This window comes from Borreliella bavariensis PBi (genome assembly GCF_000196215.1).
Taxonomy (GTDB): Bacteria; Spirochaetota; Spirochaetia; order Borreliales; family Borreliaceae; genus Borreliella; species Borreliella garinii.
The window spans coordinates 227,514-245,504 of the sequence record NC_006156.1 but is presented as its reverse complement, the minus strand read 5'-3'; the positions used below and the strand labels follow the sequence as shown (position 1 = coordinate 245,504).

Annotated in this window: 18 protein-coding genes; 13 read left to right on the top strand and 5 right to left on the bottom strand. The window is 27.8% G+C overall.

Going from position 1 to position 17,991, the window contains the following annotated elements:
- Positions 1-9: 9 nt before the first annotated feature.
- A complete protein-coding gene (locus tag BG_RS01170) occupies positions 10-774 on the bottom strand; it encodes an MIP/aquaporin family protein (protein WP_011193581.1) in 765 nt (254 codons plus the stop codon).
- A 411-nt stretch (positions 775-1,185) separates the two neighbouring features.
- On the opposite strand from BG_RS01170, the gene BG_RS01165 reads away from it, so the two are divergent.
- Together BG_RS01165 and BG_RS01160 are read left to right on the top strand one after the other, a co-directional pair.
- Entirely contained in the window at positions 1,186-1,788 is a 603-nt protein-coding gene (locus BG_RS01165) for a deoxynucleoside kinase (protein WP_011193580.1), read from the top strand.
- Between the two features lie 64 nt (positions 1,789-1,852).
- Positions 1,853-2,623 (top strand): hypothetical protein, encoded by a 771-nt coding sequence (locus BG_RS01160; RefSeq protein ID WP_011193579.1) that lies wholly within the window; start codon positions 1,853-1,855, stop codon positions 2,621-2,623.
- Here the strand turns inward: BG_RS01160 and lnt are convergent.
- Entirely contained in the window at positions 2,563-4,128 is a 1,566-nt protein-coding gene (gene lnt, locus BG_RS01155) for an apolipoprotein N-acyltransferase (protein WP_011193578.1), read from the bottom strand. The two genes, BG_RS01160 and lnt, sit on opposite strands and share 61 nt — an antisense overlap.
- A gap of 146 nt (positions 4,129-4,274) precedes the next feature.
- On the opposite strand from lnt, the gene BG_RS01150 reads away from it, so the two are divergent.
- The 8 genes from BG_RS01150 (at position 4,275) to BG_RS01115 (ending at position 11,267) form a co-directional block, all read left to right on the top strand.
- Positions 4,275-6,281: a hypothetical protein gene (locus BG_RS01150; RefSeq protein ID WP_011193577.1), complete on the top strand. Its 2,007-nt coding sequence runs from the start codon at positions 4,275-4,277 to the stop codon at positions 6,279-6,281.
- A gap of 29 nt (positions 6,282-6,310) precedes the next feature.
- A complete protein-coding gene (gene ychF / locus BG_RS01145) occupies positions 6,311-7,417 on the top strand; it encodes a redox-regulated ATPase YchF (RefSeq protein ID WP_011193576.1) in 1,107 nt (368 codons plus the stop codon).
- 14 nt (positions 7,418-7,431) lie between these two features.
- Positions 7,432-8,259, top strand: a complete 828-nt coding sequence (locus tag BG_RS01140) for a hypothetical protein (RefSeq protein WP_011193575.1) — start codon at positions 7,432-7,434, stop codon at positions 8,257-8,259.
- A gap of 70 nt (positions 8,260-8,329) precedes the next feature.
- The gene (gene rpsT, locus BG_RS01135; protein WP_011193574.1) at positions 8,330-8,587 is read left to right on the top strand and encodes a 30S ribosomal protein S20; all 258 of its coding nucleotides are present in this window, start codon (positions 8,330-8,332) and stop codon (positions 8,585-8,587) included.
- 12 nt (positions 8,588-8,599) lie between these two features.
- The gene (locus BG_RS01130; protein ID WP_004793776.1) at positions 8,600-8,926 is read left to right on the top strand and encodes an HU family DNA-binding protein; all 327 of its coding nucleotides are present in this window, start codon (positions 8,600-8,602) and stop codon (positions 8,924-8,926) included.
- Positions 8,927-9,334, top strand: a complete 408-nt coding sequence (locus tag BG_RS01125) for a bactofilin family protein (protein WP_004791504.1) — start codon at positions 8,927-8,929, stop codon at positions 9,332-9,334. It abuts the gene before it with no gap.
- A gap of 79 nt (positions 9,335-9,413) precedes the next feature.
- Positions 9,414-10,961, top strand: coding sequence for a transcription termination factor Rho (gene rho / locus BG_RS01120; protein WP_004793771.1), 1,548 nt, complete (start codon positions 9,414-9,416; stop codon positions 10,959-10,961).
- 60 nt (positions 10,962-11,021) lie between these two features.
- Positions 11,022-11,267, top strand: a complete 246-nt coding sequence (locus BG_RS01115) for a type B 50S ribosomal protein L31 (protein WP_004791864.1) — start codon at positions 11,022-11,024, stop codon at positions 11,265-11,267.
- Between the two features lie 35 nt (positions 11,268-11,302).
- Here the strand turns inward: BG_RS01115 and BG_RS01110 are convergent, their stop codons facing one another.
- Complete coding sequence (locus tag BG_RS01110) at positions 11,303-14,221, bottom strand: insulinase family protein (protein WP_011193573.1); 2,919 nt, start codon at positions 14,219-14,221, stop codon at positions 11,303-11,305.
- Between the two features lie 15 nt (positions 14,222-14,236).
- Positions 14,237-14,938 carry a hypothetical protein gene (locus BG_RS01105; protein ID WP_011193572.1) on the bottom strand — a complete coding sequence of 234 codons (702 nt, stop codon included), beginning with the start codon at positions 14,936-14,938 and terminating at the stop codon, positions 14,237-14,239.
- A gap of 129 nt (positions 14,939-15,067) precedes the next feature.
- Here BG_RS01105 and serS point away from each other — a divergent pair, with 129 nt between their 5' ends.
- The gene (gene serS, locus BG_RS01100; RefSeq protein WP_011193571.1) at positions 15,068-16,345 is read left to right on the top strand and encodes a serine--tRNA ligase; all 1,278 of its coding nucleotides are present in this window, start codon (positions 15,068-15,070) and stop codon (positions 16,343-16,345) included.
- On the opposite strand, the gene dusA is transcribed toward serS, so the two are convergent.
- The gene (gene dusA / locus BG_RS01095) at positions 16,335-17,342 is read right to left on the bottom strand and encodes a tRNA dihydrouridine(20/20a) synthase DusA (RefSeq protein ID WP_044007876.1); all 1,008 of its coding nucleotides are present in this window, start codon (positions 17,340-17,342) and stop codon (positions 16,335-16,337) included. The two genes, serS and dusA, sit on opposite strands and share 11 nt — an antisense overlap.
- Before the next feature lie 70 nt (positions 17,343-17,412).
- Here dusA and BG_RS01090 point away from each other — a divergent pair, with 70 nt between their 5' ends.
- Together BG_RS01090 and BG_RS04810 are read left to right on the top strand one after the other, a co-directional pair.
- Positions 17,413-17,640: a hypothetical protein gene (locus BG_RS01090; RefSeq protein WP_011193569.1), complete on the top strand. Its 228-nt coding sequence runs from the start codon at positions 17,413-17,415 to the stop codon at positions 17,638-17,640.
- Positions 17,641-17,757: 117 nt separating this feature from the next.
- On the top strand, positions 17,758-17,904 hold the full coding sequence (locus BG_RS04810) for a hypothetical protein (protein ID WP_011193568.1): 147 nt from the start codon (positions 17,758-17,760) through the stop codon (positions 17,902-17,904).
- Positions 17,905-17,991 lie beyond the last annotated feature (87 nt).

Here is a 17,991-nt window from a genome sequence, read left to right as displayed (position 1 = left end):
GAATATCTTTTAGCCTTTATTGTTTTTTAGTGTAAATTCGTAAATTGTAGCGCCTAAAATTGCTCCAATTATTGGACCAATTATTGGCACAATAAATATACTTAGGTTATTAAAGCCGTGATTTTTAAATCCAGCAAATAAGAGTAAAATTCTTGGTCCCAGGTCTCTTGCAGGATTAATAGCATAGCCGTTCATTCCTCCAAAACTTATTCCTATTGCTAAAACCACTGCTCCTATAATAAATGGAATAAATGGACTATCGTCATGTTTTTTTACAAATTCTCCAACAACAGAAATTAAAAACATTAGCAAAAAGGTTCCAAAAACTTGATCAATAAATCCAGGCAAAAATCCAGGAACAGCAGGGAAAGTTGCCATTATACCTTGAGTATTTTCTAGACCAGGATCTATTTCCATCCATTTAGAATAAAATACAACAAGTGTCATTAATGCTCCTGTAAATGCTCCTAATATTTGAGCTACAATGTAATGCAAAAGTTTTGAAACGGGAAATTTTCCAACACTTGCCAATCCTATGCTAACAGCTGGGTTTAGGTGTGCCCCACTAATTCTTGCTGATGTATAAATACCAAACGTTACACCTAGTCCCCATCCAAATACTATATTTGTATATCCCCCTTTTATTATTTCACCCGTTATTTCAGGACTTGATGGAAATAATACTGTCATTGCAACAGATCCAGTTCCTAGAGCTAATAGGATAAATGTTCCCAAAAATTCCGATATGAATTCTTGAAATTTCGTATAATTCATATTTTATCTCCTTATTGTTACAATAATTTTCTTTTTTCTTAAAAAGTTTTAATTTTCAATTTTTGAATCTGAATATATTAAATTTTTTAATCAAATTTTGTTGTGTTTTTTGCAAAATAGCTAGATTTTTATATTTTAGCCTATTCCTTCCAAATATAATTAATATTTTTAATTATAGCTTTATAATATTTATATTTAATATATTATTTTTAATTAAGATTAATGTCAATAATTTAAAAATTTTAATTTTTAAATTATTGATTTCTTTCTCCAAATTTGTTTAAGGATTTTTTATTTTATATTAAAATTTTTACATTGGATTTTTTTGATTAATTGAGTTTTTGTTTTAGCAATTCTTTTTTATTGGCTTATGTATGGAAATTATTTAAGTTATTTTTGGAGGTAGACTTGGTGATTGTAATAGAAGGTTTAATTGGGGTAGGAAAAACTACTCTTGGAAATATTTTATCAAATGAATTAAAAGTTCCTTTTTACAGTGAACTTAATAATGATTTTACTTTGGCTGTATTAGATAAATTTTATAGGGATAAATCCAGATGGGCATTCCCAGTTCAAATTAATTTTCTTAATGAGAGGTTTAAGCTAATAAAAGGTGTGTTTAGAACAAAAGGGGGCATACTTGACAGATCTATTTATGGTGATTGTGTGTTTGCGTCTCTTTTAAATTGCGATGGGCATATTTCTGATGAGGAATATAAAATATATATTGATCTTCTTGATAATATGCTTGAACATTCTCAGCGTCCAAGTTTACTTATTTATCTTGATTGTAGTATTGATGAGGTTGAGCGTAGGATTAAAAATAGAAATAGAAGCTTTGAAATGAATATTCCTAGAGATTATCTTGAGGGCCTTAATAGGAAATATTTGAAGTGGTATAATGAATACAGCTTGTCTTCAAAGATAAAATTTTCTTACGATGATATAAATATTTTTAACGAAGAAGATAAGAATAAAGTGATTTCTTTAATTAGAGATAAACTTGTATTATAATTACTTATAGTAGATTGACATTCTTTTGTTTTATTTTAAAGGTTGAGTGTTAATGGAGGTTCTTATGGGGAGATTATTTCTTCTGTATTTTTTATGCTCTTTTGTTTTTTTAAATTTGTTTGCTCAAGGGAGTTCTTCTTATACTGATAAACAAAAAGAGCTTGCTATTTTTTATTATGAGGTTGGTCAAAGGTATATAAATGTTGGCAAAATTAAAAAGGGAAAGCTATTTCAAGCAAAAGCTTTAAAGTTTTATCCAGATTTGAAAAAGGGAGTTGATATTAAGCTTGTAGTTAAAGAGCTTGATACTAGGATTAAAGATGACAATTCCAAGGTTGTTATGCTTGAGAATGTTAAGCTTGAGGAGATACCAGGAATAGTGCACGAAAAAATAGAAATCAATGATTTTACAAATGCTCCTAAAATAGGATATCTTGCTGAAAGAGAAAGAAGTAAAAATCAAGATAAAATTATTAAATTTCAATTTGGAAAGTTTACAAGAGCTTTAATTTCTCAGAAATTTGATTTGTTTGACTCTGTTGTTGCGGATAAAGTTGATGTTATGGGTCAATTTGAATCAAAAGGTGATTTTATATCAGCTTTATCAAGAGCTTCATCTAAGGTTGATGCAGATGAGTTAGAGTATTTATCAGTTGATGATTATTATGATTTAAAGTCTTTGAAAATTTCAAAATCCAATGATACTGCTTTTGCCGTTAATGTGAATACCAAAAAAAATGATGTTACTAAAAATTTTCCATTTTGGAAAGAACATCAGACTTTGATTTTTACCAAAGAGGATGATAATAATTGGTTTTTGTCTTCCATAAAGTGAAATCTTAGCGTGATAATTAAAAACATTATCATTAATATATGTATAAACGAGTCTCCAATTTTTTCATAGATAGTTGTAAATGTTGGGGACAGTTTTACAGTTGATAATAAGTAGCCTTTTTTAAAAGTTTCTAATCTTTTAATGCTTTCTCCGTATTCATTGATTATTGCAGTAATCCCTGAATTTGTAGCTCTAATGGTTTTGATTCCATTTTCAATACTTCTAAATTTAGCTACAACAAAGTGTTGCCATTCTGCTGAATTTGTTTTTGACCAAGAATCGTTTGAAAAATTTAGCAATGTATTAGCGCCTTGGGTTTTATAAAACCTTGAAAGTTCTGGAAATGCATCGTCATAACATATTAAGGGAGCAAATTTAAATTTTTTCAATTTTAATATTTCAATTTTATTCCCTTCAAGCTGTCCCAAGATTCTAAAATTTTTTTTAAAAAATTTTCTTACAAATTCATATTCGTAAAATGGGATTTTTTCTGCAAAAGGGACTAAGAATATTTTAGAGTATATGTTTGCAATGTTAAGGTTTGGTTCTATCATATAAATAGAATTTTGTTGAATTCCTATAGTTTTGTCGACATTTGAGGGAGCTCCAATAGCAAATGGGATTTTTCTTTCTTTTATAAAATTTTTCAGTTCATTATATAGGTCATAGTTTTTAAAGTATTGGTCTTTTTCGCTAAAAGGGTAGGTTAATACCCCTTCGCTCCAGACCACAAATTCTATTTCTGGATTTTCTTTTAAGGCTTGTTCTGTAATTGCAATAGAATCTCTTATTCCTTTTTTGTCATTTCCAGGTAACCATGGGTCAGTGTTGAGCTGAATGGCTGCAATGTTTAGGCTATCTATTTTTTTTGCTAATAAGTTTTTTAGTTCTATTTTTTTAAGCATTCCGTAAGTAAAAGATGTCGTTATTAGCAATATTGGAAATATTGTGTTTAGCAAATTTGTTTTGTTTTTATGGATTAAAAAGTCCGCAATTCCTGAGTTTAAAAAGTAGACTGCAAATGATACAAAAAATACACCAAAAATGTCTGCTACTTGAATTAAATCGTTGAAGTTATTTACGGTGAAAGCCGCAAGCCCCCAGGGATATGCTAAAAATCCAATTGATCTTGAATAATCATAAAATGTAAAAAGCATTGCTATTACTATTGTCTTATTTTTAAAGCTTTTTAAAGAGTAATAAAGAAAATAACCCAAAGTTAATGAATATGGGATATATCCTATTATTACTCCTATGAATGTAATCCATCCAAATGCATGAAAAAATCCAAGCCAAAAATTTTGTAAGCTATTGGCTATTATAAAGTAAAATACTGTTAATCTTATTAATGTTTTTTTATCTTCTAGTTTGTTTAAGGCTATAAAAAGCGGTACATAAGCAACAAATCCTAGGATTGAATATCCGGTTTCTTTAATTTCATTTGGAATTGCAAGTGTTGTAAGAATTCCTGAAAATGCGGCTAGGCAAAAACATCTAGTTTTCATTTTTCCTCTTTTTTACTATTATTAGTAACATAATGATGTAGTATATTTAACATTATCATTAATAATTTTATATGATAGCATTAATTTTTTTGTATTATTTTTGGAAAAATTGTGCTTATAATAGGTCTTTAAAGAGTAAGGGGATTATGTTAATTTTTGGTTTTATTGGTTTGTTTTTTTTAAATCTTTTTAGTTTAAATGCTCAAGGAATAGTTACCAATAAAGATGCTCAAGAAGAGTTTAAATGGGCTCTTAATTCCTATAATAATGGAATTTATGATGATGCTCTTTTGTCTTTTAAAAAAATTTTAAGCTTTGATCCTAATAACCTTGATTATCATTTTTGGACTGGTAATGTTTATTATAGACTTGGTTATGTTGAAGAGGCTTTAATGGAATGGAGAAATTTAAAAGATCAAGGTTATAAGGTCCCTTATCTTAGACATTTGATTTCTACTATTGAGCAAAGGAGAGGTATTTTTTCAAATTACGAACTTAATTTTAAAAAACTTGTAAAAGTTGCTTCCCTTGATAATTCTATTTATAAAAGACCACACGGGTATCAGATTACATCTTTGAGGGCTGATAAGTATGGTGGATATTATGCTGCTAACTTTGTAGGTAATGAAATATTGTATTTTGATGTTAATAATAATGTTAATGCTTTAGTTAAAGATGGATTTAGTTATGTAAAATCACCTTATGATGTTGTTGAAGCTAATAATTTGCTTTATGTGACTCTTTATTCAAGTGATGAAATTGGCGTTTACGACAAAGTTCTTGGCGTTAAAAAGAGATCTATTGGGAAAAAAGGCACAAAAGATGGCGAATTGCTTGCTCCTCAGTATATGGCTATTGATAAGAGAAACTATATTTATGTAAGCGAGTGGGGTAATAAAAGAGTGAGTAAATTTGGACTTGAGGGTGATTTTATTCTGCATTTTGGTTATAAAACTTCGGGTTATAATGGGCTTCTAGGTCCTACAGGTATTACTTACTTAAATGAAAACATTTATGTTGCAGATTCTTTGAGAAACACTATTGAAGTTTTTGATACTAGTGGTAATCATTTGTATTCAATTTTTACTTCTATTGAAGGAATAGAGGGCCTTAGTAGTGATTCTGCTGGCAATAATGTTATAATATCTTCAAAATATGGTGTTTATAAATACAATATTGCTAAAAAAACAATTACAAAAATTTTAAAAGCAGACAAAGTAAATTCTAAAATTTCTTCATCTATTTTGGATGCCAACAATCAGATGATTGTCTCAGATTTTAATAATGCTAAGGTTTCAGTTTACAAGAGTGATTCAAGCCTTTATGATAGTTTAAATGTTGATGTTAGAAGAATAGTTAGACTTGGTGGGCCTAAAATTTACGTTGAGCTTAATGTTAGCAGTAAAAGCGGATTACCAGTTGTTGGACTTAAAAGTGAAAATTTTTCAATTGCAAATGAAAATTATTACATTGTAAATCCCAAAGTAGTTTATAATGTAAATGCTTCAAAAGACATTAATATAGCGGTTGTTTTTGATAAATCTTCTTATATGAAAAATTATGATCTAGATCAAATAGTAGGTCTAAATGCTTTAATAGAATCGTCAAAAAATAAAAACTTTAGTTTTATAAATGCAACAAGTGTGCCCATTATAGATAATATTGAAAGTTTGACAAGCAGCATTAAAAACACAAGTTCTCTTGGTCCTTATAGTACAGATACTGTAAAAACAGATGTTAGTTTGAAGCTAGCGGGTTCCGGGCTTATGTCAAAAAGCTCAAGAAGGGCAGTAGTTTATTTTAGTGGCGGTGTTTTAAATCATAAAGCTTTTGAAAAGTACTCTTTAGATACAATAGTAAGCTATTATAAAAATAATGATATAAGGTTTTACTTGATATTATTTGGCAACGATCCTGTTAACAGTAAGCTTGAGTATTTAGTTAATGAAACAGGTGGAGCTATAATTCCTTTTTCATCTTATGAAGGAGTATCCAAGGTTTATGATTTAATTTTAGAACAAAAAACAGGTACTTATTTGCTAGAATATTATTATCCAGGCCCCCAAGAGCCTAATAAATATTTTAATTTATCTGTTGAAGCAAATATAAATCAACAAACAGGAAGAGGAGAGTTTGCATATTTTATTAATTAGATTGCTTTTTGATTTTAGGGGCTTGAACTATGAAACTTAATGCGGGGATTGTTGGACTTCCCAATGTGGGTAAATCTACTTTATTTTCATCGTTGACATCATCTAAGGTTGAGATTGCGAATTATCCTTTTTGTACTATTGAGCCAAATTTAGGAATAGTGGAAATTCCTGATGAAAGGCTTTTAAAAATCTCAGGATGCATTGTTCCACAAAAAATTATTCCTGCTGTTATGGAATTTGTGGATATTGCGGGTCTTGTTAAGGGAGCATCAACAGGGGAAGGGCTTGGTAATAAATTTTTGGCCAATATTCGAGAAGTTTCTCTTATTGTTCATGTTGTAAGATGTTTTGAAGAAAAAGAGGTTATTCATATTAATGATGATATTAATCCTGAAAAAGATATAACTACAATTAATGTTGAACTTTGTCTATCAGATCTTGAGACCATTCAAAAAAGCCTTCAAAAACAAGAAAAAAATGTTAAAAGCACCGATAAAAAAATTAGCGAATCCTCTAAGGCAATTGTTTCAATGTTAAAAAGACTTGAAGATCATTTAAGCAATATGAATCCTGCTATTGAGTTTAAATTTGATGATTTTGAATACAGCTTTATTAGATCATTAAATCTTTTGACTTTTAAAAAAGTTTTGTATGTTTGCAATGTTGATGAAAATTCACTTAGTGGTAATAAATATACAGATATTGTAAAAAATATTGCCTTAAAAGAAGGGAGTGATTTTTTAATCTTGTGTGCCAAAATTGAAGCCGAGCTTGCTGAAATAAAGGATATATCTTATAAAAATGAAATGTTAGAATCATTTGGAATAAATGATAGCGGTCTTAGTAATTTAATTAAAAAAGCCTATTATACTTTAGGACTTAGAACCTATTTTACAGCAGGTTTACAAGAAGTTAGAGCTTGGACATTTAAACAGGGCATGAAAGCTCCTAAAGCTGCTGGAATAATTCATAGTGATTTTGAAAGAGGTTTTATTAAAGCAGAGGTTTATTCTTGTGAAGATTTGTTTAAATTTCAAAGTGTTCAAAAGCTAAAAGAGAAAGGACTTATTAGGATTGAAGGCAAAGAATATCTAGTAAGAGATGGAGATGTAATCTTTTTTAAATTTAATGTTTAGATTTATTTTATATTATGGGTAATTTATTTTTTAATAATATAAGATTAATTAGTCTATTTGTTTTTAATATTGCGCTTTGTTTTCTTTATTTGTTTTTTTATGATAAAAGTTTTTTCTACTTTGTTCTGGTACCTCTTTTAGTAAATTTTTTTTTAATTCTTTTTTATTTAAAATATTTTTGTTCCATCTCTTTTAAGGGCACTAGGATTTATTATAAGGGCATTTTCTTAAGTTATAATTTTTATTTTGATGATATTATTTCTTTTGAAAAAAGATTGTCAGACAATGTTTTGGTTTTGAAATTAAAAAATAAAAAAAAAATTAAGATTTGTTTTTTAACAAGTAATGGTTCTAATGAATTATTCAAAGAGCTTAAATTTAAAAGAAAAGATTTATTTATCCCAAAATTGGAAAATTTTCCAATACGATATTATTTATCTTATTCTTATCTTTTCATGTTTTTAGCTCGCATTATGATTAGTTTATTTGTTTATTATATTTCATTAAGCAATATATTTATTTTTTTATTTATTTGTTTTATTGACATTAAAGTTTTGTTAGGTGATTTTTCAGTTATTAGTAATGTAGTATTGTTTTATGAATTTAGGAAAGATTCAATTTATGAAAGGAAAATCTTTAAAAGTGAAATTTATTTTTATGAATTTTTTGAAAAAATTTTTATTTCTAGGGAATTTGAATTTAACAATAAAAATTATTTATGCTTTTCCTATAAAGGGAATCATCCAACAAAAAAGGTATATATTTTGAATAAAAAAATTGCTTATTCTATGCAAAAGGTTTTTGAATATATTAATCAAAACTATTGTGCTGAATTAACTTAAGCTTTGATTGACTATATTTAAATTAGTTGATATATTAAAAATATTGTTTAATAATATTAAGGAGTATCATTTGAGAAAAAATGCATCTGCATTGAAGCGCTCTCGTCAAAATTTAAAAAGAAAGATTAGAAATGTAAGCGTAGAAAGTGAATTAAAAACAATAGAAAAGCGCTGTATCAATATGATTAAAGCGGGCAGGAAAGACGAAGCTATTGAATTTTTTAAGTTTGTTGCAAAAAAACTAGACACTGCTGCTAGAAAGCGAATAATTCATAAAAATAAGGCCGCTAGAAAAAAATCTCGTTTAAATATTTTGCTATTAAAGTAAGGAAATTAGTTTATGTCTTTTTCAAGAAGACCGAAGATTACTAAATCAGATATTGTTGATCAAATATCTTTGAATATTAGAAATAATAATCTAAAATTAGAAAAAAAATACATAAGACTCGTAATAGATGCTTTTTTTGAAGAGCTTAAAGGTAATCTTTGTTTAAATAATGTTATTGAGTTTAGATCTTTTGGTACATTTGAAGTTAGAAAAAGAAAGGGGCGTTTAAATGCGCGCAATCCTCAAACAGGGGAATATGTTAAGGTTTTAGATCATCATGTTGCGTATTTTCGTCCAGGCAAGGATTTGAAAGAGAGAGTGTGGGGTATTAAAGGTTAAATGCCGGTTAACATGGTAGATTCTTATAAATGGGATTGTAAGCTGGATGCTAGTTTAACTTTTAGAGGAAAATTAAAATTTGAAGGAACTTTGTATCTCGATTCTTCTTTTGAGGGTGAAATATCTTCGAAAGGAGGTGTGCTTTTTATTGGTAAAAACAGCAAGGTTATCACCAATGTGGTAATTTGTGATACATTAATAGTAGAAGGAATTTTGAAGGGCAATGTAAATGCTGCTAGTAAAGTTTATTTAAATAGCGGTTGTAAAATATATGGGGATGTAAAGACAAAAAAAATATTTATTAATGATAACATAATTTTTGATGGTAAGTGTGAAATGATAAAGTCTAATGAAATTGTAGATTTATTTTCTTTCACCGTTTCACAAATAAAAGATACTTTGCAATAAGGTCGGTGTTTTTTATTAATTAATAATAAGTAGATTTTTATAAAATCCTTTCTCAAAAATTTAATTCGTAGAGGAAAGTATGGATAAAAAAAATGTTGGATTTGATTTGGAAAGTGAAATAAGGCGGTTGGATGTTTCTAAAGAGTTTAAAATTGAAGATAATTTGAAAAAAAAAGTGGTTAAAGTTGTTGCTAAAAAGGATTCTGCATCTAATGTGACAAAATCTGCAGATTTAAGTAGCGCAAAGGATTCAAACGGTGTATTATTTTCTGAATTTGATTATGATATTCCCGCTTCAGGTTTAGAAAATAACATTAAAACTTTAGAGCAAAGCAATATCATAAAGTTTTTTAATGGTAAAGATTATGTAGAGATTGAAAAACTTTATGATAAGCCAATTACAGAGGTTAGAAAAATTGTTGAGGGTCTTGGGACCAATCATACTATTGCTGTAACAATGAAAAAAACCGAATTAATATTTTTATTGGTAAAAATATTAAGTGAGAATAATATTAATGTTTTATTTACAGGCGTGCTTGATGTGCTTAGTGATGGTTATGGCTTTTTAAGAACTGCATCGAATTCTTATCTTTCAGGAGGTAATGATGTTTACGTTTCTCCTTCTCAGATTAGACTTTTTAATTTAAGGACTGGTGATATTTTATATGGCCAAATTAGATCGCCTAGAGATGGTGAGAGATTTTTTGCTATGGTTAAAATTAAATCTATCAATAATCAAGATCCTACATTTGCTCAAAACAGAATACCTTTTGATAATTTAACTCCTCTTTATCCTAATATTAAATTGAATCTTGAATATGAAAATTGTAATATTTCTACAAGACTTATTAATCTTTTTTCACCTATAGGCAAGGGACAAAGAGCTTTAATAGTTTCTCCTCCAAAAGCGGGAAAGACTACCTTGCTTCAAAAAATAGCTAATGCAATAACTACTAATTATTCGGATGTTATTTTGATGATATTGCTTATTGATGAGAGGCCAGAAGAAGTTACAGATATGATTCGTAGTGTTAAAGGCGAAGTGATTGCATCTAATTTTGATGAACAGGCTAGCAGGCATGTTCAGGTAGCAGAAATGGTTATTGAAAAGGCAAAAAGGCTTGTTGAAAACAAAAAAGATGTTGTTATTTTACTTGATTCTATTACAAGGCTTGCAAGGGCATATAATCAAACTATGCCAACTTCTGGTAAAATTTTATCGGGTGGGGTAGATTCTAATGCTCTTCATAAACCAAAGAGGTTTTTTGGATCTGCTAGAAATATTGAGGAAGGCGGAAGTTTAACTATTATAGCTACTGCTTTGGTTGATACTGGAAGCAAAATGGATGAAGTTATTTTTGAAGAATTTAAAAGTACCGGTAATATGGAATTAATTCTTGATAGAAGTTTGGCAGATAGAAGACTTTTCCCCGCTATTAATATTAAAAAGTCAGGTACCAGAAAAGAAGAGTTACTGTTAAGTGAAGAGGAGCGTTCTAAGATTTTACTTATTAGAAGAATACTCGGAGGCGTTGATGATTATGAGGGAGTTGAAGTTCTAATAGAAAAGATGAAAAAAAGCAAAAATAATGAGATTTTTTTAAAGACTATGAGCAATGGTAATTAAATAAATTGACATTATTTCTAATGTAAATTAAACTTTAGTGAAGGTTAAGAGGAAGGTTTTATGAGAAAAGGTGTACATCCTAAAAATAACTTAGTTGTATTTAAAGACGGATCAAATGGAGCAATGTTTTTAACCAGGTCTACTTTGAATTCAAAGGAAACTATTAAATATACTGATGGAAAGGAATATCCATTGATTACTGTGGAGATTACAAGTAGATCACATCCTTTTTATACTGGTCAACAAAAGTTTGTTGATGCAGCAGGAAGAATTGATAAATTTAATAAAAGGTATAAAAAGTCCTAAAAATTAGTTTTTTTGTATGAAATTTTGAGAAAATATTAGTAAATTTTTTTTACTTTATATTCTTTTCCTATTAGTCTTTCCAGATTGTTTTTTTCTTCTTCATATTTTTGATTATTTACTAAAGATGCAACGCTATTGTGTTGTCTTATTTGTATTAGAATCTTTTCTGATATTTCTTTAATATCTTGAGGTGTAATTGTAAAATAGGCATTTCGAATGTCTTGTCTTAAACTATCGCTAATATTTAACATTTTTCTTCTATAGCTTTGTAAAGCTTCTGTAGCTTTAGTTTTTACGTAGATGTTGGTTCCTATTAAACCTACTAAATAGGTATAAATCTCTTCATTTGTCATTTTATTATTGGCCAATTCTTCTAAAGAGTTTTCAAAAGCTTGATACGTTTTGATAAAATTGGGATCTCTGTAGGATGCAAAAGAGAAAATCCCGTTAGCTATCGATGCGCTTGCTCCGTATGCACCGCCTATTACCCTTATTTTTTCCCAAAAAATTCCACTTCTTAATATATGCTCTAAAAAATTTGCTTTTGGATAATTCTCATCGTTGATTTTGTAACTAGGGAAACATATAGCATTGAAAGCTACTTTTGATTGAATAATTATTATTTCTTTTAATGTTTTATTATTTGTCTCAATATTAAGTAATTCATCGCAATAATTATTATTCTCTTTTAGGCTTTCTTTTAGATGAGACATTTCATTTTCCAAACTTTTAAGAATATCGTCAGCGTTGCCCATTATAAGTGCAGATAGATTGTTTTTTAAAATTATCTTATTTTTTAAATTGTCTAATTTATTTGCGATTTCTTTTAAAGACTCCGTATCGGTTTTTATTTTTTGCCAAAATTCTCTACCTGTTATTCCATTTTGTAATTCTTTTAAATATTCATTTAATTTTAGCTTTGATTTAGACCTTAATATTGCTAAAAGATGTCCTTTGGGTATTAATAAGGATTTAAAATCATTTTTCAAGCTTAGTGTTATTTCTTTCAATCTCTCATAATCATGGAAGTTAATATTAATTAAAATTTCTTTTATTAGTTCAAATGAATCTTTAACTTTATGGTTAAAGGATTTAAAGCTAATATTAAATGAATTTAAAATGTTTCCATTAATATCCTCGTCGTAACTTTCAGATATATTTATTTGTCCTAAGGTATTTTGGATTTGATTGTTAATATCTATGTAAGAATAATTTTTTGTAGATAAATCTTGGAGAGCTCTTTTAAATAAAGATAAGTATATATAATCTTCTTTTTCTAAAAAATTTAGTTTAAAAAATAAGTTTACATTAAAAATATTGTTATTCTTAAATTTAAAAGAATGTAAATTTAGTTCTTTTATTTCATTGAGATCTAAGCTTTTTTCTATTTGTTTTGGCAAATCCTCTATTTTTAGTAAAGGAAGTTTTGCTATATCTGCTTTAGAGTCTTTTTTATTTTGGTATTTTTTAAACTGATTATAGTCTTTTTTAAATTGTAAAAATTCTTCTGGATTTTGTTTAATTGCAATTTCCTTTGTCATTAATTTTTTTTCAATTTCTTCTTCCATTTCTTTTTCTGTATCATATGATGGAATAAAGCTTATTAATGTATAATGATTGTTACATATTAGATATTTTTCGATTAAATTTTCGAAGTAATAAATTCCTTTTTCCAATTTATTTGTAATTTCATTTATATAGTAGCTTGTTTCTAATGTTTTGATTGGATGCATCCCATTTAGCCATCCTTTGAAACTTTTTATCATTAAGGCGATAGGGTGATTTTGTCCTTTTTCTTCTTTTAGAGCGAATTCGTAGCCAAAAAGAATTCCTTTTATTAGTTCTTTTGGAATTTTATTTTTTACTAAATTTTTAAGTTCACTGAAAATTAAATTTTTAAATTCTTTTTCTTTTTTTTCAACAACATTTTGAAGTCCAAATGAAAAAATGGATTCTTTTAAATCTGTATTGATTCCGCTAATATGGGCTATATCTTCGCCAAGCCCGCTTTTTAAGATATTGATTATGAATGGACAAGAATCATCTAAGAGTATTTCTGAGAGAATTTCAAGACCAATGCTGTCTTCAATATTGTTAATTTCTGTGCAAAGCCAATTTATTGTGTATACCCCAAGAGTATTATCGTTTTCTTTGGGGATTTTGTATGTTAATTTTTTCCCTTTTTCCCATCTTTTAACTTTTTCTATGTCAATATTAACATTGTTTTTTTCTTTTTTATAAGACCTTATTATATATTTTTCAATGAAATTTAGATTTTTTTCAGTCTGAGTGTTGCCGCATAAAAATATTTTACAGTTTTCAAGTGTATAATATTTTTTATAAAAATCTAAAAAACTTTCATAAGTAAGGTCAATAATATTTGTTGGGATTCCACCCGAATCGTATTTATATGCTCCCTCCTCAAAAAGAGAACTACTTGCTATTTCGTTTATTAGAGAATTTTTATTTGAGTAGCTGCCCTTCATTTCATTAAAGACAATTCCAGATACTTTAAAATCTTTTGGATTTATATTATATCCTTCTTGCATAAATGACTCTTTTTTAAGCAGTGGGTGAAATATAGAATCGGCATAGATATTGAATAAATTGAAATAGTCTTTTTCAATTGTGGATGCTGCTGGATAAATAGTTTTGTCTGGAAATGTCATTGCATTTAAAAATGTGTTTAGACTTCCCTTTAATAGGTAAAGAAATGGATCTTTTATTTTATATTTGTTAGAACCACAAAAAATTGTATGTTCTAAAACATGTGCAACTCCGGTATTGTTTGAAGGTATTGTCTTGAAAGCTATGCAAAATGCATGTTCTTTAAAGGAATCACTTTTTAAGTGAAATACTTCAAGGCCGCTGTCATGTTTAAAATAAAATCCTTCTGCATTATATTCTTCTAAATAAGTTTTTGAAATTAATTTGAAAATTTTTTTCTTTTTCATTTATGCTTTTAATCCTTATTTTACAAATTGTGCTATTTCATTTTCATTAAATTCAAATATGTTTTGGAGCTCCTCGGTGTCGTCTAGTTTAAATGTGTACTCAGGAAATTTAATAATAATTTTTTTGTTTTCAAAGTAAATTACTGCTTGCTGTAAATCAAATAATAATTCGTTAGGTAAAATTTTTTCTTTAATTTTTTTTATAAAAAATGGGAATGCTTCATCTGTTTTAATTATGTCATCAATGTTATAAATATAATTTCCTTTATCCTGAATGTAATAGCTTCTGTAATTTGTAATAGGACTGTCATGGATTTCTTGAGTTGCAATAAGTATTATTGTATAAGTATTGTATCCATGGTAAATTTCATAGTCTATTTTTAAGCTGAATTTTTTATCCTCAGGTTTAAGCTCTTTACTAACAATATCAAGTCTTGCTACGCTTTGGCTTACATATTCATTAAGTTCAGTATTTAATTCCTCAAGATTTCCTTTTTCTTTTCCTTCAATTATTAATTTAGGTATTCTAATGCTGTATTCATAAAATTTTGATTCTTCTTTTGAACTCATTGAAGTTATTGTTAAAGAATTCATTTTGTGGCTATTTGAGCTAATATCTTTAAAATTGATCTTGGTTAATTTTTTTGTACATCCGTTAAAAATCATTAATGTAGATATTAACACAAAAGTTGATTTTATTGTTCTTGGGTTTAGCATATGATGGTTTCTCCCTGCAATATTTATTCTAATCCTGCTATAAGATATTATATAATAACCTTGATATGAATTAATATTATTTATAATTTTGTTTAAAAATTTTACTTAAGACATACCTTAGGAGATGAGATGCTTGATCTTAAATTTATTAGAGATAATCTTGATCTTGTTAAGAAAAGTATTAAAGCAAGAGGCCTTGTTTTAGATATTGATAAATTAGTTTATCTTGATGATAAGAGAAAAAAAATAATTACCCAAATTGGTGAGCTTAATGCAAAAAGAAATGAAAATTCCTCTAAAATGCGAGAAAATCTTGATAATGTTTTTAAAAGCTCTTTAATGGAAACCGGGAAAATTTTAAAAAAACAGCTTATTGATTTAGAAGAAGAGCTTAAAAAAATATCTTTTGATTTTGATCTTGAAAATAAGCGAGTGCCTAATATTTTGTCACCCGATGTGCCTATTGGCAATAGTGAGGAAGACAATTTTGAGATAAAAAAAGTGGGTGTTGTTCCAAAATTTGACTTTAAGCCAAAAGACCATTTAGAGCTTGGCAGAGATTTAGATCTTTTAGATTTTGACAGAGCACGTGAGGTTAGTGGGAGTAAATTTTATTATCTTAAAAATGAAGCAGTTTTTTTAGAAATTGCTCTAATTAATTTTTCTTTAAATAAATTAAGAGAAAAAGGTTTTGATGTTTTTATTACCCCTGATGTTGCAAGAGAGTTTATAGTTGATGGGATTGGTTTCAATCCTCGTGGGGACGAAAGCAATATTTACAAGATTGAAAGTACAGATAAATACCTTGTAGGCACTTCTGAAATTACGCTTGGTGGTTATTATTATAATAAAATAATAGATCTCACTTTGCCAATAAAAATGGCAGGATTTTCACATTGTTTCCGAAAAGAAGCTGGAGCATATGGGCAGCTTTCAAAAGGTCTTTATAGAGTTCATCAGTTTAGTAAGGTGGAGATGTTTTGTTTTTGTAAGGCAGAAGAATCTCAGGTTATTCATGACGAATTTTTAAGTATTCAAGAGCAAATTTTTACTGAGCTTGAGATTCCTTACAGAGTTTTGAATATTTGTTCTTTTGATCTTGGCTCGCCAGCTTATAAAAAATATGATATTGAAGCATGGATGCCTGGAAGAGATGGTAAGGGTAGCTATGGAGAGGTTACCTCAACGTCAAATTGTACAGATTATCAGTCAAGAAGACTTAAGATTAGATATAAAGATCAAGATGGGCAAAATAAATTTGCGCACATGGTAAATGGAACAGCAATAGCTACAACTAGAGTTATTATTTCTATACTTGAAAATTTTCAAGATGAAAAGGGAGGAGTTAGAATTCCTAAAAGTTTGGTTAAGTATACAGGTTTTGGTTACATTCCTTTTAAGAATTAGAATTTAGTATTTTTTCTGGCAATGTTTCCATAGCTTTTAGCAATATTTCATGTTTTTTTAAGTTTTTTGGAAATGGTGCTGTTAAATTTTGTCTAAATTTTCTAGCTCCTTCTTTAGAAAATGTTATTCCCATAAGATGTTTACATAATATATTTATTGACAAATAATTTTCGTATTCTTTAATGTATTCTACCATTTTCATCAATATATCTTTTCTTGTGGGAATTTTATCAGTTTCGCCTAGGAATTCTCTTGAGGCGTTTGCAATAAAGTATGGATTTTCAAAAGCACTTCTTCCTATCATGACAGAATCAACAAAAGATAAGTGTTTTTTTATTTGCTCTGAGTTATTGATTCCTCCGTTTGTCTCAATAAACAAATTTTTATTCTCTTTTTTTAGATTATATACAAATTCATGTCTTAATTTTGGGATATTTCTATTATTTTTAGGAGAAAATCCTTTTAATATTGCAACTCTCGCATGTACAATAAAATTTTTGATACCAAAATCTGAGATTATTTTAATAAAGTTTTTTACCTCAGAGTAACTTTCATTTTTGTAATCACTATTTAAAAGCCTTATGCCTAATCTATGTTTAATTGAAATAGGCTTATTTGTGTTTTCTTTCATTGTTTTTAAAATTTCACCCACTTGATTTGCATTGCTCATTAGACAAGCCCCACAATTTGCATTTTGAATTTTTAGAGATGGACATCCAACATTAAGGTTGTATTCATCAAAATTGAAATGTTTTTCAAGGATTTGAATGGCTTTAAGAGCGTCAAATTTACAGTTTGTTGCTATTTGAATTGCAATTGGAGATTCTAAGGGTGTTTGTTTTACAACTTTTTTTACATCACCCATAATTATTGATTTTGCAGAAATCATTGGGGTATATAATGTAACTTTTTTTGATAAAAGTCTTATTAAATATCTGAAATGCTCGTCTGTAATGTTTACCATTGGAGCTATTGATATTTTCCGATTCATTAACATTACATAATATGTTAGAATAAACGAGCTAATTTAACAATTATTTGTTCTTATTTTTAGGAGGAATTGTTATATGGTTGGAAGAAAAGATTTATTTTGTTTACACCTTTTCCTAGCATTGTCAATTATAATTTCTTATAGAATAAAAAATGTTAGCACTAAGAATGGTAGTTATATTACATTTAAGGGTATAAGCAAAAAAGAAATCCTTTTAACATCTTCGAGTTGGAATTTACAATATGATTTGAATGGTGATATGGGTAATGGCAGCATCAAAGTGAATAATTTTTATCTAAGATAAAAATTATCTTAGATAAAAAACTTTTTTATTAAATGTTGATTTGATGAAGATCATATGAAAATAGGATTTATGAATTTTGATGAGTAGAGTTATAAAAACTCTAATTATAGGTACAATATGTATGTTTCTTTAATTGCCAATACAATCGATTTTGATAAAATCAATTATATAAATTCCAAAATGCTATTAGATTTAATCAGAAATGTAGAATTATTAGTTTTGGAATTTGCAAAATATTCTGATTTTAAATTAGGTAAAATTTAAAATGCAAATCAAGAATACTTTGAATTTTTTTTTAGTTGATGGAAGCTTTGGCAACCAAAAGCTTTACCCTCAAAAAATATTAAGGAT

Coding starts and splice junctions, on each gene's coding strand:
- dusA (WP_044007876.1), bottom strand. CDS start 17,342: ATGTTAATGAATCGGAAAATATCAATAGCTCCAATGGTAAACATTACA.
- BG_RS01150 (WP_011193577.1), top strand. CDS start 4,275: ATGTTAATTTTTGGTTTTATTGGTTTGTTTTTTTTAAATCTTTTTAGT.
- ychF (WP_011193576.1), top strand. CDS start 6,311: ATGAAACTTAATGCGGGGATTGTTGGACTTCCCAATGTGGGTAAATCT.
- BG_RS01110 (WP_011193573.1), bottom strand. CDS start 14,221: ATGAAAAAGAAAAAAATTTTCAAATTAATTTCAAAAACTTATTTAGAA.
- BG_RS01170 (WP_011193581.1), bottom strand. CDS start 774: ATGAATTATACGAAATTTCAAGAATTCATATCGGAATTTTTGGGAACA.
- BG_RS01140 (WP_011193575.1), top strand. CDS start 7,432: ATGGGTAATTTATTTTTTAATAATATAAGATTAATTAGTCTATTTGTT.
- lnt (WP_011193578.1), bottom strand. CDS start 4,128: ATGAAAACTAGATGTTTTTGCCTAGCCGCATTTTCAGGAATTCTTACA.
- BG_RS01115 (WP_004791864.1), top strand. CDS start 11,022: ATGAGAAAAGGTGTACATCCTAAAAATAACTTAGTTGTATTTAAAGAC.
- BG_RS01090 (WP_011193569.1), top strand. CDS start 17,413: ATGGTTGGAAGAAAAGATTTATTTTGTTTACACCTTTTCCTAGCATTG.
- rho (WP_004793771.1), top strand. CDS start 9,414: ATGGATAAAAAAAATGTTGGATTTGATTTGGAAAGTGAAATAAGGCGG.
- BG_RS01160 (WP_011193579.1), top strand. CDS start 1,853: ATGGGGAGATTATTTCTTCTGTATTTTTTATGCTCTTTTGTTTTTTTA.
- BG_RS04810 (WP_011193568.1), top strand. CDS start 17,758: ATGTATGTTTCTTTAATTGCCAATACAATCGATTTTGATAAAATCAAT.
- BG_RS01105 (WP_011193572.1), bottom strand. CDS start 14,938: ATGCTAAACCCAAGAACAATAAAATCAACTTTTGTGTTAATATCTACA.
- BG_RS01130 (WP_004793776.1), top strand. CDS start 8,600: ATGTCTTTTTCAAGAAGACCGAAGATTACTAAATCAGATATTGTTGAT.
- serS (WP_011193571.1), top strand. CDS start 15,068: ATGCTTGATCTTAAATTTATTAGAGATAATCTTGATCTTGTTAAGAAA.
- BG_RS01125 (WP_004791504.1), top strand. CDS start 8,927: ATGCCGGTTAACATGGTAGATTCTTATAAATGGGATTGTAAGCTGGAT.